General features: G+C 38.4%; 21 protein-coding genes. 12 read left to right on the forward strand and 9 right to left on the reverse strand.

Annotated elements, in window-relative coordinates; all coding sequences use genetic code 11:
• Window positions 1-136: 136 nt before the first annotated feature.
• Both AC04QZ_RS06890 and AC04QZ_RS06895 read left to right on the forward strand, forming a co-directional pair.
• Window positions 137-508 carry a BlaI/MecI/CopY family transcriptional regulator gene (locus tag AC04QZ_RS06890; RefSeq protein ID WP_086547078.1) on the forward strand — a complete coding sequence of 124 codons (372 nt, stop codon included), beginning with the start codon at window positions 137-139 and terminating at the stop codon, window positions 506-508.
• Entirely contained in the window at window positions 505-2,307 is a 1,803-nt protein-coding gene (locus AC04QZ_RS06895; RefSeq protein WP_478357134.1) for a M56 family metallopeptidase, read from the forward strand. Before AC04QZ_RS06890 ends, AC04QZ_RS06895 begins: the two co-directional genes overlap by 4 nt.
• An 18-nt stretch (window positions 2,308-2,325) precedes the next feature.
• On the opposite strand, the gene rsmG is transcribed toward AC04QZ_RS06895, so the two are convergent.
• Both rsmG and AC04QZ_RS06905 read right to left on the reverse strand, forming a co-directional pair.
• Window positions 2,326-2,961, reverse strand: a complete 636-nt coding sequence (gene rsmG / locus AC04QZ_RS06900; protein WP_478357135.1) for a 16S rRNA (guanine(527)-N(7))-methyltransferase RsmG — start codon at window positions 2,959-2,961, stop codon at window positions 2,326-2,328.
• Between the two features lie 26 nt (window positions 2,962-2,987).
• Window positions 2,988-4,205: a glycosyltransferase gene (locus AC04QZ_RS06905; RefSeq protein WP_478357136.1), complete on the reverse strand. Its 1,218-nt coding sequence runs from the start codon at window positions 4,203-4,205 to the stop codon at window positions 2,988-2,990.
• Window positions 4,206-4,343: 138 nt separating this feature from the next.
• Here AC04QZ_RS06905 and tgt point away from each other — a divergent pair, with 138 nt between their 5' ends.
• The 7 genes from tgt (at window position 4,344) to AC04QZ_RS06940 (ending at window position 13,578) form a co-directional block, all read left to right on the forward strand.
• Window positions 4,344-5,474, forward strand: a complete 1,131-nt coding sequence (gene tgt, locus AC04QZ_RS06910; RefSeq protein WP_478357137.1) for a tRNA guanosine(34) transglycosylase Tgt — start codon at window positions 4,344-4,346, stop codon at window positions 5,472-5,474.
• A 1-nt stretch (window position 5,475) separates the two neighbouring features.
• On the forward strand, window positions 5,476-6,579 hold the full coding sequence (locus AC04QZ_RS06915; protein ID WP_086547082.1) for an LptF/LptG family permease: 1,104 nt from the start codon (window positions 5,476-5,478) through the stop codon (window positions 6,577-6,579).
• Between the two features lie 2 nt (window positions 6,580-6,581).
• Entirely contained in the window at window positions 6,582-7,460 is an 879-nt protein-coding gene (locus AC04QZ_RS06920) for a DMT family transporter (RefSeq protein ID WP_478357138.1), read from the forward strand.
• 237 nt (window positions 7,461-7,697) lie between these two features.
• The gene (locus tag AC04QZ_RS06925) at window positions 7,698-7,826 is read left to right on the forward strand and encodes a hypothetical protein (RefSeq protein ID WP_478357139.1); all 129 of its coding nucleotides are present in this window, start codon (window positions 7,698-7,700) and stop codon (window positions 7,824-7,826) included.
• A 1,999-nt stretch (window positions 7,827-9,825) separates the two neighbouring features.
• A complete protein-coding gene (locus tag AC04QZ_RS06930; protein WP_478357140.1) occupies window positions 9,826-12,630 on the forward strand; it encodes a hypothetical protein in 2,805 nt (934 codons plus the stop codon).
• Between the two features lie 4 nt (window positions 12,631-12,634).
• Window positions 12,635-12,913: a LapA family protein gene (locus tag AC04QZ_RS06935; RefSeq protein ID WP_086547085.1), complete on the forward strand. Its 279-nt coding sequence runs from the start codon at window positions 12,635-12,637 to the stop codon at window positions 12,911-12,913.
• Window positions 12,914-13,185: 272 nt separating this feature from the next.
• Window positions 13,186-13,578 carry a GxxExxY protein gene (locus tag AC04QZ_RS06940; RefSeq protein ID WP_478357141.1) on the forward strand — a complete coding sequence of 131 codons (393 nt, stop codon included), beginning with the start codon at window positions 13,186-13,188 and terminating at the stop codon, window positions 13,576-13,578.
• 153 nt (window positions 13,579-13,731) lie between these two features.
• On the opposite strand, the gene AC04QZ_RS06945 is transcribed toward AC04QZ_RS06940, so the two are convergent.
• From AC04QZ_RS06945 to AC04QZ_RS06960, 4 genes are all read right to left on the reverse strand, one after another.
• Window positions 13,732-14,028, reverse strand: a complete 297-nt coding sequence (locus tag AC04QZ_RS06945; RefSeq protein ID WP_478357142.1) for a hypothetical protein — start codon at window positions 14,026-14,028, stop codon at window positions 13,732-13,734.
• 148 nt (window positions 14,029-14,176) lie between these two features.
• Window positions 14,177-14,899: a pirin family protein gene (locus tag AC04QZ_RS06950; protein WP_478357143.1), complete on the reverse strand. Its 723-nt coding sequence runs from the start codon at window positions 14,897-14,899 to the stop codon at window positions 14,177-14,179.
• 160 nt (window positions 14,900-15,059) lie between these two features.
• Window positions 15,060-15,740, reverse strand: a complete 681-nt coding sequence (locus AC04QZ_RS06955; protein ID WP_478357144.1) for a DNA alkylation repair protein — start codon at window positions 15,738-15,740, stop codon at window positions 15,060-15,062.
• A 17-nt stretch (window positions 15,741-15,757) separates the two neighbouring features.
• A complete protein-coding gene (locus tag AC04QZ_RS06960) occupies window positions 15,758-18,007 on the reverse strand; it encodes a family 20 glycosylhydrolase (RefSeq protein WP_478357145.1) in 2,250 nt (749 codons plus the stop codon).
• 222 nt (window positions 18,008-18,229) lie between these two features.
• Here AC04QZ_RS06960 and AC04QZ_RS06965 point away from each other — a divergent pair, with 222 nt between their 5' ends.
• Window positions 18,230-19,486, forward strand: a complete 1,257-nt coding sequence (locus tag AC04QZ_RS06965; protein ID WP_478357146.1) for a hypothetical protein — start codon at window positions 18,230-18,232, stop codon at window positions 19,484-19,486.
• Window positions 19,487-19,640: 154 nt separating this feature from the next.
• On the opposite strand, the gene AC04QZ_RS06970 is transcribed toward AC04QZ_RS06965, so the two are convergent.
• The 3 genes from AC04QZ_RS06970 to ispE all read right to left on the reverse strand — a co-directional run bounded on the left by AC04QZ_RS06970 (window position 19,641) and on the right by ispE (window position 22,217).
• Window positions 19,641-20,807: a trans-sulfuration enzyme family protein gene (locus AC04QZ_RS06970; RefSeq protein ID WP_086547091.1), complete on the reverse strand. Its 1,167-nt coding sequence runs from the start codon at window positions 20,805-20,807 to the stop codon at window positions 19,641-19,643.
• Window positions 20,808-20,920: 113 nt separating this feature from the next.
• A complete protein-coding gene (locus tag AC04QZ_RS06975) occupies window positions 20,921-21,340 on the reverse strand; it encodes an OsmC family protein (RefSeq protein ID WP_086547092.1) in 420 nt (139 codons plus the stop codon).
• Window positions 21,341-21,413: 73 nt separating this feature from the next.
• Complete coding sequence (ispE, locus tag AC04QZ_RS06980) at window positions 21,414-22,217, reverse strand: 4-(cytidine 5'-diphospho)-2-C-methyl-D-erythritol kinase (protein ID WP_478357147.1); 804 nt, start codon at window positions 22,215-22,217, stop codon at window positions 21,414-21,416.
• A gap of 197 nt (window positions 22,218-22,414) precedes the next feature.
• Between ispE and AC04QZ_RS06985 the strand changes: the two genes are divergently transcribed.
• Together AC04QZ_RS06985 and AC04QZ_RS06990 are read left to right on the forward strand one after the other, a co-directional pair.
• Window positions 22,415-23,209, forward strand: coding sequence for a thymidylate synthase (locus AC04QZ_RS06985; protein ID WP_478357148.1), 795 nt, complete (start codon window positions 22,415-22,417; stop codon window positions 23,207-23,209).
• Window positions 23,210-23,294: 85 nt separating this feature from the next.
• Window positions 23,295-23,858, forward strand: coding sequence for a dihydrofolate reductase (locus AC04QZ_RS06990; RefSeq protein WP_478357150.1), 564 nt, complete (start codon window positions 23,295-23,297; stop codon window positions 23,856-23,858).
• Window positions 23,859-24,096 lie beyond the last annotated feature (238 nt).

Here is a 24,096-nt window from a genome sequence, read left to right on the forward strand (position 1 = left end):
TTTTTATGCCTTACACATTTCAAAACAAAAATTATTTAACTGTATATCAAGAAATTACAAACAAAACTATAAAAATAGTTTGTAAACTATTTTTATAGTAGTAACTTCATTTAACCAAACTATAAAAATAGTTGCTATGATAAAAGAACTCACAAAAGCAGAAGAACAGATCATGCTCATCCTTTGGGAAATGGGCGAAGCCTTAGTAAAAGACGTTATCGAAAAAATGAACGAACCCAAACCTGCTTACAATACCGTTTCCACGGTAATCAGGGTTTTGGAAGGAAAAGGTTTTGTTGATCATAAAGCCATTGGCAATACCCATATCTACTTCCCTATTATCAAAGAAACTGATTACAAGCGTTTTGCATTCGACAAGGTCATGAACAATTACTTCGAAAATTCTTACGAAAGTTTGGTTTCTTTTCTGGTAAAAGAAAAAAGTATGAGTACTGAAGAACTCAATGAAATTATTCAATTGGCCGAGAAACTTAAAAAAGATAAATGATGAGCTGGTTATATTATTTACTCGAAGCAAATCTATATTTCGCCTTATTTTATGGCTTTTATAGATTATTCCTCCACCGGGAAACCTTCTATGGCTTAAATAGAAGTTATTTAATTAGTACCTCCATACTGGCATTTATTCTTCCGTTTTTTCAGCTGGGTTTCTTAAAAACAACTGTAATCGAACAGGTTACGATAGCCCCCTCAACGGAAGCTGTTGTTGGCCAGGTGATGATTCCAGAAAATTTGCCTTTGGAAAGTTATCAACCGGATATTTTCACCTTTGATCATGCAGTCATCGCGATTTATGCTTTGGTTACCCTTGTTTTTCTGCTTAAAATGCTCTTTAACCTATCCAGAATTATCCGGATGCGTAAACTACCATCTGTTAAATTGGATAATGGAGTGAAAATCATTGATTTAAAAGATTCTAAAATAGCTTTTTCATTCTTCAATCTCCTCTTTTTAGATCCACAGTTGGCAGAAAAAAACACCATACTCAAACATGAGCTGGTGCACATTAAACAAAAACACAGCCTGGATGTGCTGTTATTCGAAATCATTCAAATCATCAACTGGTTTAACCCAATCGTTTATCTCGTTAAAAAAGATATTAAGTTAATCCACGAGTACCTGGCCGATGAAGAAACAACGAGATGCGATGTAGAAAAATATCATTATGCAATGTTTCTGATCCAAAATTCAACGGGGATCCAAAGCTTAACATTAACTAACCAAATATTCAGTTCATCAATATTAAAAAAGAGAATTAACATGCTAAATCAAAAGAAATCAGCACGTTGGGCAAAGCTCAAATTGCTATTGGCACTGCCCGTTATTGCAGGCATATTATGCATTTCTACCATGGCCTTTACAAAAAATTATGGATTTGTGGAACTTGGCCCTTCCTCGAAATTACCATCAACAAAACAAGATACAGTTAAAAAAGCATTCGACAGTAATGATGGCATACACGTACCAAATCCCAATGAATTGTATTTAGCCTTACGTAGAGATCCTAAATCAAAAAAACTAACGACATATACAAAAAAGTTAATACTTCTAAACGGCAAAGAAATAAAAGCCGGCACGAGTGGGGGCGTAAAAAACATAAAACATATGATTAGGTTAAATCCAGCAACTGCTAAGGCAAAATATGGTGAAAAAGCTAGTCATGGTGCTATTGAGATTTTCAGTTCAAATCCTGAGATCATAGGCACTCCTCCGAAAGTAAAACTACCAGCTAACTCATCACAAAAAATTATAATTTTAGCACCTCCACCTCCCATCGAGCAGGATACAACCAAAAAGAAAAAACTAAAAGAGGTAACTATAAAAGCTTACCGGGCTGCCATGGAAACTAAAACAGCTCAAGCTTCAACGGATATTAAAGACCAAACAATAGAGCGTAAACCTACGTCAACATCTGATAAAAAATTAAAGGAAGTATTGATTAAGGCCTATGAAAAAGGAATGGGTGATTACAAGATTTATTTTGGGAAGCTAAAACTTTTAATACCAAAGGTAGAGTTCAATAATCTACGATCAGATAAAGATTACGCAGGCTTGATTCTTTTGAACAATATATCTAATGAGAATCTTAAAATAGAAAAAATAACTACTGACTGTGATTTTTTAGAGTTGAAAACTAACTCTAAGACTTTAATACCTAACAAAAATTTTAGCATTGATGTGGTCATAAGAAACGCAATAAAAGGTAATGTTTCTCAAAAAATATCTATATACTTCATCGGACAAAAATCTCCAATCATTATTCCTGTTGAAGGGAGCTTTATATAATCTCCATTTATAAAATAACTACTGCGGTACGTAAACCACGTATTTCGTTTCGAAGAAATCTTCTTCAAAATAAGCTGAAAGCGGATATAATTCTGCTTTCAGTTTTGATTCTTTAATCTCTTCTGCTAAATCGCCACCTTTTAAGTACAAAATCCCATTTGGAATGGCATTTAACGTATCTTTTTTAAATTTCCCCTGTATCCATGGGTAAAATTCGCCCAAACGCGTAACGGCTCTCGATACCACAAAGTTAAATTTCTCTTTAATTTGTTCTGCCCTTAAATGATCGGCCCTTAAATTCTCCAAACCTAAGGCCGAAGCCACTTCTTTTACCACTTTAATCTTTTTTCCGATAGAATCGACCAGATAAAATTCTGTTTCAGGAAACAAGATGGCCAATGGAATGCCCGGAAAACCGCCACCTGTACCTACATCTAAAACAGATTCGCCGGCTTTAAAAGTACATACTTTAGCTATGCCTAATGAGTGTAATACATGGCGTTCATATAATTCTTCAATATCTTTTCTCGAAATTACATTAATCTGCGCATTCCAAAAGCGATATAAATCGAACAATTGTGAGAATTGAGCAATTTGTTTTTCACTTAAGTCAGGAAAATATTTTAAAACGATATCAGGTTTTACATCAAGCATATTGCAATTACTATAGGATTATTGAATTATTTCCAGTTAACTTTTTTCTTGCCAAATAAGGCTAAAAATCCGTTCAGGGTTAAAAACAGAAACAAAAGTATGTCTAAAATCGGGAACCACCAACGCAAATCGCTATAGTTTAAGCGTTTCAGCAATTTCGGATAGATAAAACACCTGATGATGATGCTTAAGCCAAGGATTCCGAGCGCTACATATTGGGCTTCACGGCTAAAAAACATACATCCGGCAAAGAAAGCATAAAACAGAAACTGAAACACAATCTGAAGGCTCAAAATAAATTTATGCTTTGATTTATACAGCTTTCCGGCACCGAAATGACGTTTTTTCTGCCTCAGATAACCTCCCCAGGTACTATTGGGTTCACTCCAAACATGACTGTCGCGATGTAAACGGATTTCGGTATTGTATTTATTGGCATGTGCATTTACGAATAAATCATCATCTCCGGATGGGATATGCATGTGTGCTGCAAAGCCTTTATTTTTGAAAAAAAGTGATTTTTTGTAGGCCATATTGCGCCCAACGCCCATATATGGCATGCCTTTTAGCGCAAAAGACAAATAATTTACGGCCGTAAAAAAGGTTTCGAACCGAATGAGTGCATTTAACAGACTTCTTTTCTTCAGATAAGGTGAATAGCCCAAAACGATCTCCGTATTTTCGTCGGCAGGTTGTTGCATATCCATTAACCAGCGTTCGGAAGCTGGCGTACAATCTGCATCAGTAAAAACCAGCCAATCATACTTCGCTGCCTTTATTCCCATGGTTACCGCGAATTTTTTACCTGCTATAAATTTATCGTTATCTAAAATCTTAACTACTTTCAGGTTATGGTGTTGTTTTTCCAGTTGTTCCAGAAATTCTTCTGTACCATCCCAGGAGCGGTCGTTAACCACCACAATTTCGAATTCCGGATAATCCTGCTTTAATAATGTAGGCAGATACTGCGTTAAATTTACAATTTCGTTTCGGGCACAAACAATTACACTTATGGGTTTTTGGGCCGATAACGGGACCTCCTCGATGTTTACATTGGCCAATTTCAAATGAACAAAAAGTACATAGTAAAGCTGAACCAACAGGCAAAAAGCCAATATCGAGAGCAGAATAATTTCAAGCAGGGTTAATATCACGATGGTAAAATAAATAGGCGCAAATTTCTCATTTTTAATCTGTAAATCACTTTTATGTGGATAAAAAATTAAACAAAAATATGCCCTCAATTTTTGCTATTTTTGGCAGATTTTCGACGAGAAAAAACACATATGAACCGTCTGCCATCAAAATAATTAATTTAATAAAACGTATTTTGAAGGTGGTAAGCTCCAGCTAACAATTGGAGAAAAATAATATAGAAACAGATGAAATTTAGTTTACAGGCTAACGATCCACTATCTAAAGCCAGAGCTGGAACAGTAACCACTGCTCATGGCGAAATACAAACCCCTATTTTTATGCCTGTGGGCACAGCTGGAACGGTAAAGGCCGTACATCAGCGCGAACTTAAAGACGATATTGATGCTAAAATCATTCTAGGTAATACTTATCATTTATATTTAAGACCAGGTTTAGACATTCTTGAAAAAGCTGGTGGATTACATCAATTTATTGGCTGGGACCGCCCTATTTTAACCGATAGTGGAGGCTACCAGGTGTATTCTTTAAGCAAAGTGCGTAAGATTAAGGAAGAAGGTGTTACTTTTCACTCACACATTGATGGGTCAAAACACCTTTTCACCCCAGAATATGCAATGGATATCCAGCGCACTATTGGTGCTGATATCATCATGGCTTTTGATGAGTGTACCCCATACCCATGCGATTACACTTATGCAGCGCAATCCATTAAAATGACACACCGTTGGTTAAAACGCTGTTGTGCACGTTTTGATAGCACTGAACCTAAATATGGTTTCGACCAGACCCTTTTCCCTATTGTTCAGGGTTCGGTATATAAAGATTTACGTATAAAATCTGCGGAATTTATTGCCAGCATGGATCGTGAGGGTAATGCCATTGGTGGTTTATCCGTTGGTGAGCCAGCCGAAGAGATGTATGCCATGACTGAAGTGGTGTGTAATATATTACCGGAGGAAAAACCGCGTTATTTAATGGGTGTTGGTACGCCAATCAATATTTTGGAGAATATTGCACTCGGTATCGATATGTTCGATTGTGTAATGCCAACCCGAAATGCCAGAAATGGCATGCTTTTTACGAGAAATGGTATTATTAACATCAGAAACAAAAAATGGGAGAACGATTTTTCTCCATTGGATGCAGAGAGCGATCTTCACGCTGATTTAGTCACCAGTAAAGCATATTTAAGACATTTAGTACATAGTAAGGAGATGCTTGGCGCTCAAATTGCTACCTTGCATAATCTACATTTCTATCTTTGGCTCGTCAAACAAGCCAGGGAAAAGATCATTGCTGGTGAATTTTACGAGTGGAAAAACAAAATGGTTAAAGTATTAGGCAATAAGCTATAAAATGAGTCTGTTAAAAGGGAGAATAAAAATCATCGATCAATACATTATCGGGAAATACCTGGGTACATTTATTTATACCCTGGCCATTTTTGTGATCATTATTGTCGTATTCGATTTATCGGAAAAGATGGATGATTTCATGAAAAGCGGTCTTAGTTTTTGGGGGATCCTCTCTAAATATTATGCAGGCTCCATTCCTTTTTATGTGAATATGCTTTCACCACTGATCAATTTTATTGCGGTAATTTTCTTTACCGCTAAAATGGCCGATCAGACTGAAATTGTACCAATTTTAAGTGGTGGCGTAAGTTTTAACCGCTTTTTATTTCCTTATTTAGTGTCGGCTACGATTATTTTCTCGGCCAACCTGCTTTCAAATCTATACATCCTCCCTTATACCAATACCCTAAAAAACAGCTTTGAGAATACTTACGTAAAACGTAATGATCCTTCCACTAAATCAAACATCCATATGAAACTGGATGACAAAACCTATATCTACATTGATAATTTCGACAACAAAACGAATTCGGGATATCGGTTTTCTTTGGATAATTTTAGCGGAGATATACTCACTAAAAAGATCGTTGCAGAAAACATTAAATGGGATTCGCTCAAACGCAAATGGCAGCTGAACAACTACTCCATCCGTAAAATTGACGGCTTGAAAGAAACCATGATTTATGGCAACGGGAAGTTGAAGGATACCATTTTGGATATGCGTCCGGATGATTTTTCTGCATATGATAATGTCGTGCAGAATTTAACCACAAAGGAACTTTCTGACAAGATCAGGAAAGAAAGAATCCGCGGAACAGGGGTAATGAACGATCTTCAGTTCGAAAAATATAAACGTTACCTTCATCCGCTTTCTGCCTTTGTATTAACGCTTATAGGCGTAGCACTGTCATCACGTAAAGTACGCGGAGGGGTCGGTGTATCCTTAGGTATCGGAATCTTCATTAGCTTCGCTTATATCGTATTTAATCAGTTCACGCAGATGTTTTCTACTAAAGGGGGATTACCGCCTTTTGCTGCTGTTATTATGCCTACATTATTCTTTGGGTTATTAGGTTTTTACCTATTAAGAAAAGCACCAAAATAGCAATGGAAGCTACCAAAAAGAATTTACTGATCCTTCACCTTACGGTGTTGGTTTGGGGCTTTACAGGCGTACTGGGTAAAGTAATTTCTATTGATGCAGTGCCTATGGTATGGTACCGGGTTTTAATTGCATCCACCACACTTTTCGCCTGGTTTTTAATCACCAAAAAGAACATTAAGATCACCAAAAAACAGTTTATCCAATTCTTTTTAACCGGCGGAATTGTAGCCATTCACTGGATATTTTTTTTTCATGCCATTAAAGTTTCTACTGTTTCGGTCACTTTGGTTTGCCTCTCTTCCTTCACTTTATTTACCGCAATTTTAGAACCGCTGATTAAAAAACAACCCATACAAATGGGCGATATTTTAATCGGTTTACTCATCATATTGGGCATATACATGATCTTTAAATTTGAAGGTAAATATACCCTGGGCATTATTTTTGGCTTACTGGCAGCGGTAGCTTCGAGTCTTTTTTCAACTATAAATTCAACCCTGGTTCAAAAAAGCGAACCGTCTATCATTAGTTTTTATGAACTGGTAGGCGCTTTCTTCTGGATCACTTTATACCGTTTATACGATGGAACGCTGCTGAACACAGCTTTCAACTTAAGCGCTAAAGACTGGTTTTATCTTGCTCTTCTTGGCACACTTTGTACATCTGTTGCGTACGTTGCCGGTGTTGCGGTAATGAGAACTTTATCGGCTTTTAGGGTAGCGTTAATTACCAATCTGGAACCCGTGTACGGAATCGTATTGGCCTTCATTTTCTTTCAAAATAAAGAGCAGATGACAGGTGGATTTTATATAGGCGCAACCATTATTCTGGCTTCTATTTTTCTATATCCGATTTATAAAAAAAGGAAGAACCAACTGTAAATCCCCCTTCGAGAATATTCCCGGTTTTGACAAAAACCATTTAAATTTCTATATAGCTTTATACCAACCGGATCAATTTTTAAATCGTTCCTATTGTTGCCTGCTCCTCTTTCCTGGTTATAAAATACTTAAAACTTCAGCGTTAAATTTCTTTATACAGGTCAGGCAAAAACAAAAGGAGAAAGCTTATCACAGCGCATCATTTTAAGGTGAACCTGATCTCCCAAAGGCATCTAGATGAGCTTATATACAGGTGCAAAAACAAATGAGTATACACAGCAAACCGATACCTTACGATATAAAGATCTTGATGTTCAACTTTACTGCAAGGTCAGTTTCAATCACACCATCAGAACAAAAGAATAGTTGTAATCGAAGAGATTGACGAGCATTAAAATGGAGTCTATTCAGCAGTATAAAATCGAAAGTGAACACAGTTTACAACGATATTCTTAATACCTCTTCACAGAAAATTTGAACATAATCTGCGGGACTCAAACGCTCAACTTTCTTAACTCCTTACTGATCAAAAAACCGTTATAGTCCATTTTCCGATTAAGGAATGAAGGACAAGAACCATAAAAAAAAGTGACCCAGCATCATTTAAAATCATTGAGCTAAAGCGAATCAAACAATGGAATTTAATTACTTCTCCCTGCGTTTTTCTAGTAAACCAAGCAGACGCTCATTTATGTAATAAGATCAGATAAGGGTCAACAAAACACTAAATAAATAACTTTAAAATTTGGCTGTACCACACCAGATCAAGACCTACTTGTAAGCTTCACAACCAAAACCATCGCACGATAAAAAACGCTTAAATACCACTCAACACCCACCGATAACAAACCAGAATTGGAGCCAAAATACCGGAGAACTTAAATGTAAAAACCAATCAAATCAGCAGCTAAATTAAGTCAAAAATACCAGCTTAATTTTAAGCTACACTCAAGCTCATGACCAGCCATTTCTTTCAATTATAAAGCCCCCAAAAAGAATAAAAATCTACGACATTATTTAGCAAAAATCCTCGCCCAATTGAACGGTATAAAACTCAAAAAAAGCAGCTAGATAAGATGATTAAATCACTATAAAAAAGTTCATCCAATTCAACGAAAAACACCTCCAAAACAAACAAGAAATATGGCCAAAAACAATACTTGATAGTGGTAATTGTCATGAGGTATTTTCTATTGAAACTTCACAACACTCGGAGTTAAAGGCGCTATAGGGAAAGGTGATAACTTGTCTTAAAAGTTCAGTCTTCAATCGACAATGGTTTTGGATTTCATCAAAACCTTCTTTAGAAACACGAAAAATACAGGCCACTTTACGATTGCCAAGCGCAAAAATATGGACGAAAATCACGGCTATAAAACCAAATTTTAGTATGCTTTTCACCAGGTACGAGAGAAAAAGCAGTCCATTCTCAATTTTAAAAAAACAAAGACAAAAACAGTAAAAAACTGCTTTTAAACCACCATAAACAGCATTTTTTAAACAAAAATGAAATTCCATTTAAAATTACCTGAAAACACCATTATTCACGAATATCGTCAGGAAATCGCATTATAAGGCCAAATTATTATCGATTTCGGGCGCTTAAACAGCAAAAAAACATACAATTTTCATCTTTAAGATCAAATTTTAAGCAAGAAAATGGGCGTAAAAACCATGCTCCAAACCCCATTAAAGCGATCAATTTTGGTGATCGAATGGGCATTTTGCTTTCCGATTATTGATCAAAATCAGGTAGCACATACTGAAAACGAGCTAAAAGATTACCAGCATACAGGTTAAGTAATCGCTAAAAAATAAAGACATTTTGTCACCACAATCTAATCCAGCGCATGCACAAAAATTTTGAAGGCCGCATTCAACCCTTAACTTTTGCCTCAAAATCTGACAGATACCATGTGATGATTTAGCAAAATTCAGACCTGCTGAATTCAATTTTAAAGCGGATTATTCGAGCTAAAATCCTGACTGTTTTTCCCGCATTAAAGAACCAAAAAATAGCAGCAAAACTTATCAAATAAAGACACACTTTAAGCCATTGCCTTTGCCTTGCCGATTTCTAAAAAACCATACACCAATTAAAAAAGGCGTTAAAATTTTCAAAGAAAATCGATTAATAAGTGTAAATTAAATCAATAAAATCAAAGCAATTAAAAATACTGACTTGAGCACAAATCAGCCATAAAAAGAAATAAAAATTAGAGGTAAAACCAACAAATTAAGGATTTATATAAATTTCATTAATATTTAAAAATCAATAACTTAAATAATTTTACATCAATTAAAAATTTACAAATATTAGCAGTTGCAAATTTTAAAAAACTAAATATTTTAGCAAAGAATTTAGATGAATTTAAACATATCAAACAAGAAACTAATTATCAAGTATTTAAGTTCTATTACTTTAATCTTTACATCACTATCGGTTTTTGGCCAGATTTTCAGCACTGCACAAAACCCACTTAGTGTAAAATGGAACTATATTTCTGCAGGGGGCTTTAAAATCATCTATCCGCAAGAACTGGAGAAAGAAGCCCAAAGAATGGCCAATACCCTACCCTTCATCTACCCGAAAATAGGACTGGGTTTAAGGCAGCAAAAAACCACCATTCCACTCCTCTTGCAGAACCGCGGAACTGTAGCAAATGGCTTTGTTCAGCTGGCACCCAGGAAGTCTGAATTCTATGCAACCCCACCCCAGTTTTTCGACAGTCAGGATTGGCTAAATAACCTGGCGGTGCATGAGCTTAGGCACATTGCCCAGTTTGACAAATTGACAGGAACAAAGGCACATCCCTTTCCTGAACTGGTTTACTTCGCTTACTTCGGGGCAGGCATCCCTACCTGGTTTTTCGAAGGTGATGCAGTGGTTAACGAAACCGCTTTGACCAATTCGGGCCGGGGCCGGCAGCCCAACTGGATCATGCCATACCGGGCTTCAATTTTGGAAGGCAAAAAAATATCATACAGCAAGGCCTATTTCGGTTCGAACAAAGACGTTACTCCCGGCTATTACCAAACCGGATATTTGATGGTATCGGATATGAAAGAAAAATATGGTCAGTTCATTTCCGACAGCCTACTTAGCGACATTAGAAAAAGGCCTGTAAGATTGTACCCCTTTTCGCAGAGCTTAAAAAAATTCACGAAACAAAACTCCAGAACTTACTTTCTTTCCACTCAAAACAAGCTTGCTGAAAAATGGAAAATACAGGAAGAAAAATCGGTTACAGAAAGCTATGAAAGCTTAAATAAAAAACCCGCTCTGGCAACGGATTATTTTCTTCCTGTACGGCTAAACAAAAACCAGGTTTTGGCACTCAAAGAAAGCAAGACTGATGCACGTTATTTTGTAGTTATTAACGAAGATAAATCAGAGCAAAAATTATTCGGAATCGGTTACCAGGAACAGCCATGGTTTACTTTAAAAAATGAGCTTTTGGTTTGGGATGAAATACGCTACGATCCGCGTTACAAACAACGGAGTTATAGCGTCATCTGTTCCTACAATTTAAAGACTAAAAAATTCAAAAAATTAAGCAGCAAAAGCAGGCTCTTCTCGCCCAGCCTTTCTAACGACGGGAAGAAAATCATCGCTTCAAAAGTGGAGCTGAACAATCAGTTTAATTTGGTAGAGTTAGATGCAGCTTCAGGAAAAATTTTAAAGACCTACCCCAATCTTGAAAACGAAATCCTGCAGACACCTTCCTTTGATGAATCAGGAAATAAGGTTGCCTATATCGGTGTAACTGAGAAAGGAAAAAGTTTATGGCTGATTGACGGAGAAAAAAAAATTCAGCTGATTTCGAACAGCAGGCAACAGCTCAGCCGCCCGGTTTTCATCAACAACAAAATTGTTTTCAATGCACACTTTAACGGCATCGACAATATCTACAGCATAGATCCTGTTTCGAAAAAAATAAATGCCCTTAGTGCTTCGAAATATGGAGCCTTTAACGCCAGCGAAACTGCTGATGGAAAAATCATTTTTAACAATTATAAAATCAATGGTTACGAAATTGCGGAGGCAGCCTTATCCGAAAAACCAGTCGGCGAAAATAACTTTGTAGATTTTTCGGCTGCTGCAGAAAAGCAGGAAAATGTGGGGAATGTTTTCGACAAAATTCCAGACAGCACCTACCAGGCTAAACGCTACCATCAAACCTTAAACCTTTTCAGCTTCCACAGTATTATTCCGGTTATCGATAACGAATATCTTTTCGGCCTGGAGCTGCAATCGAACAATCTGCTCAACACGATGGACTTTTATACAGGCGCAAAATACCATCGCGATTTAAAACGTTTTGAGTACACAGCAGACATCATCTATAAGGCACTTTATCCTGTATTTAGTGTATTGTACCGCAACCGTCCGAAAAGAACGTTCTACAGAGCTAAAAACGCGACACAACAGGGCGATTGGAGAGAGAACTACATCAAACTTAATGCATCGGTTCCGCTTTCGTTTAATGCCCGCAATCAGAACTATGCTTTCACCCTAAATGCAGCGACCAGTTTTACGCAAAGGTACATGCCCGAAAACATGCCTACCGGTTTTATCCGCGAGCTCAAATTTCCGATGGAATATAATTTCACTTTCAACCACAGTGTGCGCACTACCGAAAGAGACATTGCACCAAAGTGGGCACAAGTGTTCAGGGCAACTTATAATCACCAGCCTTTTGACAAAAACTTAAAAGGAGAAATCTTAGCACTCGAAAGTTTCCTTTACTTTCCAGGCCTTGCAAAAAACCATTCCTTTTTGGCAAGCTTCAATTACCAAAAAGCAAGTGGGGTAAATCAGTACGCAACCGAGATTGCAACTGTTTATGGGTACAACAATATTTTAGCGAAAAGCACATTACAAAACAGTTTGCTTTTTAACTACCGTTTTCCCTTTGCTTTTCCGGATTGGGAGTTGGGGCCTTTAGCTTACGTCAGAAATTTTAGGGCAGGTTTATTTTGCCATTACGAAAACATTGGGAAGGGCACAACCTTTAACGATCCGAAAACTTATGGGATAGAATTGAACACAAGTGTAAACCTTTTGCGCTATCAGCCTGTTGTAGATTTAGGAGCGAGATTGGTTTTTGTTAATCAGATTTACAATCAAAATCCGATATTAGAGTTTTCATTTAATTATAGCTTTTAAAACCATGAGCGCAAAAACAATTTCCATCATTATCCTGACTGCATTGCTGACCATATTTTTAATGGTGAATACCGAACCTGTTGATTTTGATTTCCTGGTTACCACAGTTCCGGTATCTAAACTTTTGGTTATTGGTGTTTGCATCATCATCGGTTTTATTATCGGTTTTGTGGTGGGTCGTCCCAGAAAAACAGTGAGCAGTTATGATGATGAGATCGAAAGAAATCAACCGGTTTCGAACAAAAAAGAATTGAGCGACGAGGATAGAGATTATATTAGCTAGGGCCAGGATTGAATAGAATTATAAGATTTCAGGATCATTGTGCTTCAAGATTTCGGATCATGATGTTTCAGCATTATTGGATTCCATGATTATCGCGCTTCATGCTTCAGGATTTCAGATCATGATGTTTCCAATATTATTAATTTCAGAATCATTGCGCTTCAGGATTTCAGGATCATTGTGTTTAAGTATTATTGCACTTTAGGATTATATAGTTTATCTTAGTTCACAAGAGAATCCCTATTTCTTACAGTAAATTTTAATTTATTAATATGAAATATGGCGATTTAACAGGCCGAATTATTGGGTGCGCGATGAAAGTCCACTCTTTTCTAGGTTCAGGTTTTCAAGAAAAGATTTATCAAAAAGCCTTGGGTATCGAAATGAGGATAGAGAAATTATCCTACAAGGAAGAAATGATAATGAATATTTTTTATCGTGATATAAAAATTGGATATAGAAGGGTAGATTTTTTTGTTGAAAATACGATTATGTTAGAATTGAAAGCTGTATCAGAATTAAATGATGCACATCTTGCCCAAGCGATTAACTACCTTGAAGCATATAAACTGCCTGTAGGATTGTTAATCAATTTTGGAAGTAGGAGCTTAACTTTTAAAAGAGTTTATAATACGAAGCACGCGGATAACAAGAGACATGACTAGTATGATCTGAGAATGGCAAGACTTAAGTATACAAATAATGCATAATAAATATATATTTTAGGGCCAATGTGATCTAGGGATAGCAAGATTTAGGGCCCGATAAGAAGTGAATTTTATGAGCCCTGATTTTGAAACCCTATCATCTTAAAAATCCTAGCTTATCGCGGTCATGATCTCACCATACAACAAGCCACTACCCCCACCATAATGCTGGATAATTTTCAACCCTGGTCTTAAAGCAAGTAGTATGGTTTTTAATTCGGCTTCCGAATGGGCTTCGATACCGTTTCCGAGTAAAACCAGATCTACCTGTTGTTCTTTACAAATGGAAATGGCTTCTTCATTTTTACAAACACATAAACCCTTCCATTCGGGCCGGGCATTTAACAAGCGGTTCATCACTGCGGTAATTTCTGTATCGCGGCCGATATAAAGTATAGTAGTTTGCATATTTTAAATTTAAGCAATATCGTTGTAGATCAAAAAAAATCGTCATTCCGACTGAAATACCAATTTTTTCATTGGCAGTAAGGTGGAGAAATACCTGATCTCTACTTCAGGATTTCTCCACTACAGTCGAAATGACGATTCTTCTAAATTAATTCAATTCCATCGGAACGTCCATCAATAAAACCTCTGCATCTGCAGTATTGGCTTTAAAACTGATGCTATCGGTATCCCAAACACCTAATCCATCTCTTTTGCTCAACACCTGTCCGTTAATGGTAACTTCTCCGCTGATGACGAACGCATAAACACCGTTTCCCGCTTTTTTGATTTGGTATGTGGTTTCAAAACCTTCATCAAACTTTCCTAACGAAAACCAGGCGTCCTGATGGATCCATATACCGGCATCATCCGCGTTTGGCGATAAAATCTGCTGGAAGTTATTGTGCCTTGCTGCAACATCTAAAGTTTGCTGATCGTAACGTGGGGTAACGTTTTTCTGGTTCGGAAATAACCAAATCTGCAATAAATTTAATTGTTCATCTGCATTTGCATTAAACTCGCTGTGGCTAACTCCTGTTCCGGCACTCATTACCTGAATTTCTCCGTTTTTAATTACGGCTGAGTTACCCATACTATCTTTGTGTGCAATTGCACCTGCTAATGGAATGGTAATAATTTCCATGTTATCGTGTGGGTGCGAGCCAAAGCCCATTCCACCATCAATACTGTCATCATTTAAAACCCTTAAAACGCCGAAGTGCATCCTTTCCGGATTGTAATAATTAGCAAAACTGAATGAATGGTGTGCATCTAACCAACCATGATTAGCATGACCGCGGGTGTTTTCTTTGTGCAAAATAAACTGTGACATAAATTTCCTTTCTTATTTATGATACAAATTTACAGCAGCGAAGTTTGGCAGACGTTGATGTAGGGTAAGAAAGTTTGGCGAGAAGCGTTTAGCGAGAAGCGTTTGGCGAGAAGCGTTTGGCGAGAAGCGTTTGGCGGTAAGCGGTTTAAAACCTGATGTACTAAAGCCCTTGCTTTGCCAGTACGGCATCGCTATTAAGCTCCCTCAAGGCATCTAAAGCTACCCAGTTTGCTTTTTTGTTGTTTTGAGCAAGGATATTGTTAACGGTTTCGATGGCATACTCATGCAGAAAAACATTTCGTTTACCAATCTGCCTCAGCGCCCAGTTGACGGCCTTTTTAACAAAATTCCGGTTATCATAAGCCTCTCTTTCAATAACCGGAAGGAAACTTAAAAAAGTTTCATTGGGTTCTTTTTTAAGGTGTACAGCCGCCTCGGCCATTAACACAAAACCGGTACGTTTCACAAATTCCGCTTCGGCCTGAGCAAACTCAAAAACCTTCGACTTAAAATAAGGCGTTTTAACAAAAAGATTTCCGCAAGCCTGATCACATATATCCCAAGAGTTAAAATCTTTCGTCCATGCGTTTATTTGCGCTTCTCCGACTTCTTTATAATCGCCTATAAATGTTGCTAAAAGCCGGGCTTCATGAAATCCGGTCTCCCAAAGCAGTAAAGACAGCTCCTGGTTTTTACCAATCTGCTTGCCCAGCTTGCGGATATTAGGCACGCGAATACCAAAAGCCCTGGAAGTATCGATTCCAAAATGAGCCATCTTTTTTAAATACTCAGGCTCACTGATGGCTTCCAGCTCGGAAAGAATAAAAGCAATGTCGCTCATCGTAAAAAAATATTCCGTTATTCTATAAAAAAATCTGCCGGAGATACAGCCTTACGTTTTCCTGCATTAATGCTGTATTCCAGCTCCAGGGTATATCCGCCGCCGCCTTCCAGAAACAAAAGTTCAAAAGGATGGTAGCCTTTTTTCAACGCAATTTGTGCAGATTTTTCAATGGCAAAGTGCATTCCATCATTATCAATTAATGTTTTATTTTGCATTTTAAGCACACTTCCATCGTCAGAACGGAGAAAGAACGAATAAATACCATCTTCGGCTGCATAAAAGAAACCTTTATGGCGCGTAGCAAAACTTCCGGCTTTATCTTCCACCGGAATTTCGATAGCCGCTGTGGTTGCGGATTTCGTTTTATCAGCCTCTGCGATTAAATTTACAACCTTGTAAAATTTCGGATAATAGCTAAAATTCAAACCTGGTTTTGGGTTATTCAGCGATACGGCATCCACATAATCGGTTTGTACATAATTGGCAGTAAAAACATCGCCCATCCTTCCGCCAGCACCAAATATGGCCGCTTTTATCGTCTGGGTATGATCAATATAAATGGGTTTAATGTATGTTGGAGAGCTGATTTTTGGTGTACTTCCATCAGTGGTGTAATGCACGATAGCATTTTTGGGTGCCTCGATTTTAAGCGCTGCCGATTTCAGAAAAACATTATTTTCGGCAAAACCTTTAAGATCGGTAAAACGGTAATTGATATGCATCGCATCTAAAACAGCAAACTGCTGATCCATTTTCCTGCTAAAGGTTTCGAAATTCTGTTGATGCCCCCATAATACTTCAGACATTGCTAACATGCGCGGAAAAAGCATATATTCCAGCCTTTGTTCTGAAGGGATATATTCTGTCCAGAGATTGGCCTGTCCGCCTAAAACATATTTTTGTTCGTTTGCGGTAAGGCCGAAACCAGTTGGATTGAATCCATACACTTTTTGCAGCGAATGTGCATCCTGTTGTGCATCAAAATAGCAAAACTCTCCCGGAGTCATAATGAGTTGATTTCCTTTTTCTGCCGCATGTTTAGGAGCTGTTGGCACCCAGGTGCGCCAATACATCATAGTGGCCGTTGGCGAAACGCCACCATCTAAAATTTCATCCCAGCCAATTAGTTTTTTGCCCAGGCTATTGAAATATTTTTCCATGCGTTTAACAAAATAGCTCTGGATTTCATCGATATTTTTAAGGTTTTCGCGCTTCATCAGGGCCTCACATTCGGGTATATTCTTCCAGCTACTTTTTTCAACCTCATCTGCTCCTAAATGAATATACTTCGAGGGGAACAAGTGTGCTACCTCTCTGAAAATATTTTCAGCAAATTCAAAAGTAGTTTCCTTACATGGACAAATGGGATCGGTAAAACTTTTTTCCCTTTGCACTGATCCGGTTGAGGTTAGCCAGGGGAACAGTTTTGTTGCGGCTTGCATGTGGCCGGGCATATCTATCTCAGGAATAATTTCTACCCCTTTACCAGCTGCATATGATACCAGTTCTTTGATCTCCTCCTGCGTATAAAACCCACCATACATTTTTTCTCCATCGATCATTTTAAAATGTTTCTCCGGAATATTGTAATCAGGATTGGTAGCAGCCAGTTTTAAACAGGCAGAATCCTGGTTATTTAATTTTCTCCACGCTCCTTTTGCCGTTAGTTCAGGGTATTTCTTGATTTCAATTCGCCAGCCCTGATCATCGGTAAGGTGCCAGTGAAACTTATTAAACTTATAAAAGGCTAACCGGTCGATAAAACGGTGAAGATAATCGATATCAAAAAAATGACGGGAAACATCTAAATGGATACCACGCCATGAAAACTTCGGCTGATCATTAATTTCTAATGCGGGTAAACTCCAGGTATTACCAGTTTTAAAAGCATTGGCAGCCGCCAGCTGTTTAAGGGTTTGTACTGCCCAAAAGGCACCTAACTTATCACTTACCGCAATGGTTATTTGTGTTGGCGAAATACGCAAACGATAAGCCTCTGGCTTTAGGTTTGCATCCTTGGTAAACAAAATTTTATTGGCAACTCCATTTGCCCTGGCTTTTTTAAGCAGATTGATCTCCCGGATGGCTATTGAAAAAACACTATCCGTATTTGCTGAAATGGCGGTGCTGGCAGAAAAAATAAAGTTACCTTTTAATAGTTGAAGTGATTCAGGTTGCGGGACCAGGCTTACTTGTGCGAAGGTAGATTTAGCAATAAGAAAAAATGCTAAGCCAAGCACAAGGATAAAAGTATTTAATTTCATTAAAGTTACGTTTTGATCAATTGATCAAATATAGTTTTTTCGGTGAAAAAAGTTCATTACAATCCACCGGTTCTATTTCCATTTGAAACTTACGCTATGTGCTGGCAATATAACCAATCCTTAACACCGCCTGAGGTTTAAGTTTACATATACCATTTAAATTGCTTCAATTTTACCATTGATAGTTATTCACCTAAAAAAACCATTAAACTTAAAGAACCCATGCAAAGAAAACTCATCTGGATGCTACTGGCCCCATGTTTGTTAGCTGTATCTTGTAAAAAGAATACCTTAAATGAAGCGGACACCGACACCGCAAGTCTTAAAAAAAATAGGTTGCTGGCCACCACAGCAGCAACCAGCGCTGCCGTAAGTGTAAATGCCTATACCAATACATCAGGCTACATCAGCACCGGTTTTTCATTTTTAAACCCAACACAAATTGATAAAAACCGCCAGGCCATTGGCGGCAGTGCTTACACCGAAGTATATGGCTTTAATGTTCCTGAAGAAAACAGGGTAAGAGGTATCAGGTGGAATGAAGATGATGAAACCACCGCTATATGGCGCCCTCAGGGAATCGCCGGTTTTTCGAGGAATGGTGTACGTTATTTATTGGTCAGCTGGTATGCCAAAGATGCGGCAGAGAGCAAAGGATCGAGAATAACTCTGATCGATATCAGCCCAAGCTCGAGCACCTATTTAACTTACCGACATATTTTACTGGTACAGCATACCCTTCCAACCGGCACATTGGATTATACGCAATATGGCACTTACGCTCCCTTAAATGTGCACGCCGGCGGGATAGCTTATTTTAATGGTAAAATTTATTTAAGCAGCACAAGTTTAGGCTTAAGGGTATTCGATTTAGATAAAATTATAGAAGTAAGCGCTGGCACGGGTACCGAAAATAAGTGCGGCAAAGACGCCAGTGGTAATCTTTATGCTTTTAATTACCGGTACATACTGCCACAAATCGGTTATTATAAAATTAACGAGGCAGATCCTTTTTCAACGGTACAGGTAAATTATGAGAATAATCAATTATGGACAGGGCAATATTATGCCGGAAGTGCAGATGCATCGATTGTACCTAAAATATTCGGGTTTCCCATCAACGCATCCGGCGAAGTGCAGAATTCGGGTATACAAACCGTGGTTCCAAAAAACAGTCTGTTTACTTCAGATCATGCACATGGCATACAAGGCGTTTTTAGAAAAGGTAACAGAACCTGGCTTTCCTGCACCGGATCACCGAGCGAATCATATGGGTCAACCGCTCGTTTAGCAAGATATACCGATGGTGATACCAATACCGTACGATACAGATGGCCTTACGGTGCTGAATCCTTATATCTTGAAACGCAATACGGATATCTATGGAGCTTAACTGAGTTTGAACCCAATGCAGGCGCTCAAAATGGCAGTCAGGTTAACCGTTGCATATTTGCCGTAGATTTTTCAAAATACGAATAGCAGCCTTAATCAAATCAAAAAGAGGCTATATCATCATTTTATATCTATCTCCTTGAGAAAATTCGTCATTTCGACTGAAGCGTAGCGAAATGGAGAAATCTTTTATCATAGTACAAAGATTTCTCCACTACGGTCGAAATGACGATATCATGCCTTAAGCCAGTGCCTGCTCAATATCGGCTAAAATATCGTTGATATGTTCTAAACCGATCGATAAACGGATAGAACCTTGTTCAATACCCACCTCATTACGCTGCTCTTCAGTAAGTTTACTATGCGTACTGGTAGCAGGGTGTGTTGCAATTGAACGGGTATCGGCTAAATTTGCTGAGATCGAGAACATTTGCAGGCCATCCATAAATTTACGTGCAGCATCGATACCCCCTTCAACCACAATGGTTACAATACCACCACCCTGTTTCATTTGCTTTTTGGCAATATCGTACTGAGGGTGTGATGGTAGAAACGGATACTTAACCAGTTTAATTTTCGGGTGTTTTTCTAAATATTCGGCAACCTTTAAAGCATTTTCGCAATGACGGTCCATACGGATGGCCAGCGTTTCTAAACTTTTAGATAAAATCCATGCATTAAAAGGTGATAATGCTGGTCCACTGTGACGGGCAAAACCAATTACATCAGCGATTAATTCTTTAGTACCTAAAATAACGCCGCCTAACACACGTCCCTGACCATCAATATATTTAGTAGCCGAGTGGATAGAAATGTGTGCACCAAATTTAATCGGCTGTTGTAGATACGGTGTGGCAAAACAATTATCGACAACTAATAATACGTTGTGTTTTTTAGCCAGGTCGCCCAAAAATTCAAGGTCGATAATGTCGATACCTGGATTAGATGGGGTTTCTACAAAGATCATTTTGGTGTTCGGCTTAATTAAAGCTTCCCAATCCTGTGGTTTATCTAAATCGGCATAATCAAAAGTAACGCCCCAGTTAGAAAAAACATTGGTTAATAATTGGTGTGTTGAACCAAAAACCGATCTGCTGGAAACCAGGTGATCACCATTTTTCAGGAAAGCACCAAATGTGGTGAAAATAGCCGCCATGCCTGTAGCGGTGGCAAAACCATCTTCTGCGCCCTCTAACAGGCACATTTTCTCGATAAACTCTGATGTATTTGGATTTGAATAACGGCTATATACATTCCCCTCTTTTTCGTTTGCAAACAAGGCACGCATTTCTTCGGCATCCTCAAACTTATAACTCGAAGTAAGATAAATAGGCGATGAATGTTCTTTGTGTAAACTGCGTTCTGTTTGAGTGCGTATAGCTATGGTTTCAAAATTTTCGGATTTCATTGTATTGTAAGATATGTGTATTGAGATGTGAGATACTATTTGAGATGTGAGATGTGAGATTTGAGATATGAGATTGAACCCTACACCTTAAACCCTGCATCTTAAACCTCCCCCTACACCTTATTTATTTTGTAAGTAAAATTAATGGTTGCAGAGCGGCCCAAGATATTCGATACCGAGCAATATTTATCGAAGGTCATTTGTAGTGCACGCTCCACCTTTTGAACACTTAAATCGCCAAATAAATCAAAGTGAATATCAATGACGTCAAAAATTGGCGGCATTTCTTCATCTTTCCTGGTTGCTTTAATCGCTATTTTAACATCATCAAGTGGTTCTTTCTGCTTGGTTAATACGTTTACCATATCAATGCCACTACAGCCGCCTAATCCAATCAGTAACATCTCCATAGGTCTGAAACCTTTTCCTTCGCCACCAATGGCAGCCTTTGCATCCAACTCTACAGTAAAACCGCTCTCGTTTTCTGCTTCAAAATTAAATTTACCGCTCTTGCGGATCAGATTTATGTTCATATTAATCGTACCGAGTATTAAGTATCAGGTATCAAGACCTTAAGCCTTCTACCTTCCAACCCTCTACCTTAATTTAAATATTATAAAATACTAAGTTATTTTCTTCCAGTTCGGGCAATTTAACCGGATGGTCGAAAATTGCAAAAACCGACGAACCGCTGCCACTCATTAAAGCGAATGTTGCGCCTGCATCGTATAAACTGGTTTTTATTTGACGAATTTGGGGATACTTTGCGAATACCGATGGCTCGAAATCGTTGATAACCTTATTTTTCCATGTTGTTGGGCACAAATGTATGATTTCTTTTAACGATTGCAAAGGTTTTTGCGGTTTTACCTGCGCATAAGCATCAGCCGTACTCACGTGTACAGGCGGTTTTACCAAAACTTTAAACCAGGCTGACAAATCTATTTCGCACTTTTCAAATTCGTCGCCTTTATTAAACGCGTAAACTGGTTTATTCTCGATAAAAAAAGCACAGTCTGCCCCTAACTGGCGGGCGTAACCTTCCATCTTATCAACCGACATTCCTAAACTGAATTTCTCATTCAACAATTTAATCAGGAAAGCACAATCTGCCGATCCGCCACCAAGACCTGCTCCCACAGGGATATTTTTCAATAAATTAATCTGCTGTGCCGGAATATCATAATCCTTTTTTACGAGTTGATAGGCTTTAACACACAGGTTATCATTCGCATCGCCGGGAATATCAATGCCATGAATTTTGCACGATGTTTCTTCCGCATCGGTAATTTCGACCGAATCCTTAATATTAATCGGATAAAAAACCGTTTCGAGGTTATGGTAACCATCAGCACGTTTTTCGGTGATATTTAAACCAAGATTTATTTTTGCGTTGGGAAAAGATAACATTTTAGTCGTGAGTCAATAGTCCTGAGTCCATAGTGCCAAAACCAGCAACCGGCCCGTTTTGCAAACATACAAATTTTATGTATGTCCCGGCTTCACGTCGGGACTAAGCCCAATCAATGTTAACAATTAGTCAGTGTGTATAAAAATGATTCTGAACACCTGATAAATTTTAGATATTTGTAAATTATCAGAACAGTATGAAGCAATATTTAGATTTAATGCAGCATGTGCTTGATCATGGCGCTCAAAAGCACGACCGTACCGGAACCGGAACCATAAGCGTTTTTGGTTATCAGATGCGTTTTAACCTTCAGGAAGGTTTCCCGATGGTGACCACAAAGAAACTGCACTTAAAATCTATCATTCACGAACTGATCTGGTTTTTAACAGGCGATACCAATATTAAGTACCTAAAAGATAACGGCGTACGGATCTGGGACGAATGGGCCGACGAAAACGGAAACCTGGGACCTGTTTATGGTTCGCAATGGAGAAGCTGGCCAACACCCGATGGACAACACATCGATCAGATCACCAATATCATCAATACCATCAAAAACAACCCCGATTCGCGCAGGATTATTGTTTCCGCCTGGAATGTGGCTGAAATCGAAAATATGGCTTTGCCGCCTTGTCATGCTTTTTTTCAATTTTATGTGGCTGATGGAAAATTAAGCTGCCAGTTATATCAGCGCAGCGCCGATATTTTCTTAGGCGTACCTTTTAACATTGCTTCTTATGCTTTATTGACCATGATGGTCGCACAGGTATGTGGTTTAGAGGCCGGAGACTTTATCCACACCCTTGGCGATGCACATTTGTACAATAACCATATCGAACAGGCCAACCTGCAATTAAGCCGCGAACCAAAACCGCTGCCCACGATGAAAATCAATCCTGAGGTGAAAAGTATATTCGATTTCAAGTTTGAGGACTTTACATTGGAGAATTACGAAGCGCATCCGCATATTAAAGGAATAGTGGCGGTATAACCCCCCCAGCCCCCTGAAGGGGGGAGCTAAAGACATAAGGGAAAAGATAGCAATAAAACAATAATATAGAGATTAAGCACTACACATGAACGATGGAAATTCAAGTTCCCCTTTAGGGGCGGATGGGCTGAACGATGGAACGGAAAAGCCCCTTCAGGGGTTGGGGTTATCCATCGCTGTAGCAGTAGGCGAAAATTTTGCAATAGGCAAAAACAACCAGCTTTTATGGCACATGCCGGCCGATTTAAAGTTTTTTAAACAAACTACATCGGGACATACCGTAGTAATGGGTCGCAAAACATTTGATTCTGTAGGCAGACCATTGCCAAACCGCAGGAATATAGTGATTACCAGAGATCCGGATTTAAAAATTGAAGGCGTTGAAGTAGTAAACAGTTTGGATGAAGCTTTAGCCATTACCCAAACGGAAGATAAACCTGTATTTATTGTAGGTGGCGCTGAAATTTACAGACAAGCCTTGCCAAAAACACAAACCCTTTATTTAACCACCATCCATCATAATTTTGATGCGGATACTTTTTTCCCTGAAATTGACCGCAACGAATGGAAATTAATAAGCAGCGAACCGCACCAGGCCGACGAAAAGAATAAATACGATTATACTTTTGAGGTTTTAGAAAGGATTTAATTTGTTAGGTCGTCATTGCGAGGAGGCTTTTTCAGCCAACGAAGCAATCTCAACGCTTTAGCAAACAGCGATCGTTGTAAGATTGCTCCCCCGAAAGGTCGGGACAGGCTGTCGTTCCTTCTCGCAATGACGTAATCTCAAAGAAGCGCTTCTTCCCCTGCCAGCTAAACCCGATATACGTGGATGCCCCCGATTTTTCTATCGGGGCAGAAACATTAGCGGGACCTAACCAAAGCCA

Source organism: Pedobacter folensis (genome assembly GCF_056490665.1).

Coding starts and splice junctions, on each gene's coding strand:
- AC04QZ_RS06930 (WP_478357140.1), top strand. CDS start 9,826: ATGAATTTAAACATATCAAACAAGAAACTAATTATCAAGTATTTAAGT.
- AC04QZ_RS06945 (WP_478357142.1), bottom strand. CDS start 14,028: ATGCAAACTACTATACTTTATATCGGCCGCGATACAGAAATTACCGCA.
- ispE (WP_478357147.1), bottom strand. CDS start 22,217: ATGTTATCTTTTCCCAACGCAAAAATAAATCTTGGTTTAAATATCACC.
- AC04QZ_RS06985 (WP_478357148.1), top strand. CDS start 22,415: ATGAAGCAATATTTAGATTTAATGCAGCATGTGCTTGATCATGGCGCT.
- AC04QZ_RS06920 (WP_478357138.1), top strand. CDS start 6,582: ATGGAAGCTACCAAAAAGAATTTACTGATCCTTCACCTTACGGTGTTG.
- AC04QZ_RS06895 (WP_478357134.1), top strand. CDS start 505: ATGATGAGCTGGTTATATTATTTACTCGAAGCAAATCTATATTTCGCC.
- tgt (WP_478357137.1), top strand. CDS start 4,344: ATGAAATTTAGTTTACAGGCTAACGATCCACTATCTAAAGCCAGAGCT.
- AC04QZ_RS06960 (WP_478357145.1), bottom strand. CDS start 18,007: ATGAAATTAAATACTTTTATCCTTGTGCTTGGCTTAGCATTTTTTCTT.
- AC04QZ_RS06950 (WP_478357143.1), bottom strand. CDS start 14,899: ATGTCACAGTTTATTTTGCACAAAGAAAACACCCGCGGTCATGCTAAT.
- AC04QZ_RS06940 (WP_478357141.1), top strand. CDS start 13,186: ATGAAATATGGCGATTTAACAGGCCGAATTATTGGGTGCGCGATGAAA.
- AC04QZ_RS06990 (WP_478357150.1), top strand. CDS start 23,295: ATGAACGATGGAAATTCAAGTTCCCCTTTAGGGGCGGATGGGCTGAAC.
- AC04QZ_RS06975 (WP_086547092.1), bottom strand. CDS start 21,340: ATGAACATAAATCTGATCCGCAAGAGCGGTAAATTTAATTTTGAAGCA.
- AC04QZ_RS06970 (WP_086547091.1), bottom strand. CDS start 20,807: ATGAAATCCGAAAATTTTGAAACCATAGCTATACGCACTCAAACAGAA.
- AC04QZ_RS06890 (WP_086547078.1), top strand. CDS start 137: ATGATAAAAGAACTCACAAAAGCAGAAGAACAGATCATGCTCATCCTT.
- rsmG (WP_478357135.1), bottom strand. CDS start 2,961: ATGCTTGATGTAAAACCTGATATCGTTTTAAAATATTTTCCTGACTTA.
- AC04QZ_RS06915 (WP_086547082.1), top strand. CDS start 5,476: ATGAGTCTGTTAAAAGGGAGAATAAAAATCATCGATCAATACATTATC.
- AC04QZ_RS06935 (WP_086547085.1), top strand. CDS start 12,635: ATGAGCGCAAAAACAATTTCCATCATTATCCTGACTGCATTGCTGACC.
- AC04QZ_RS06925 (WP_478357139.1), top strand. CDS start 7,698: ATGAGCTTATATACAGGTGCAAAAACAAATGAGTATACACAGCAAACC.
- AC04QZ_RS06955 (WP_478357144.1), bottom strand. CDS start 15,740: ATGAGCGACATTGCTTTTATTCTTTCCGAGCTGGAAGCCATCAGTGAG.
- AC04QZ_RS06965 (WP_478357146.1), top strand. CDS start 18,230: ATGCAAAGAAAACTCATCTGGATGCTACTGGCCCCATGTTTGTTAGCT.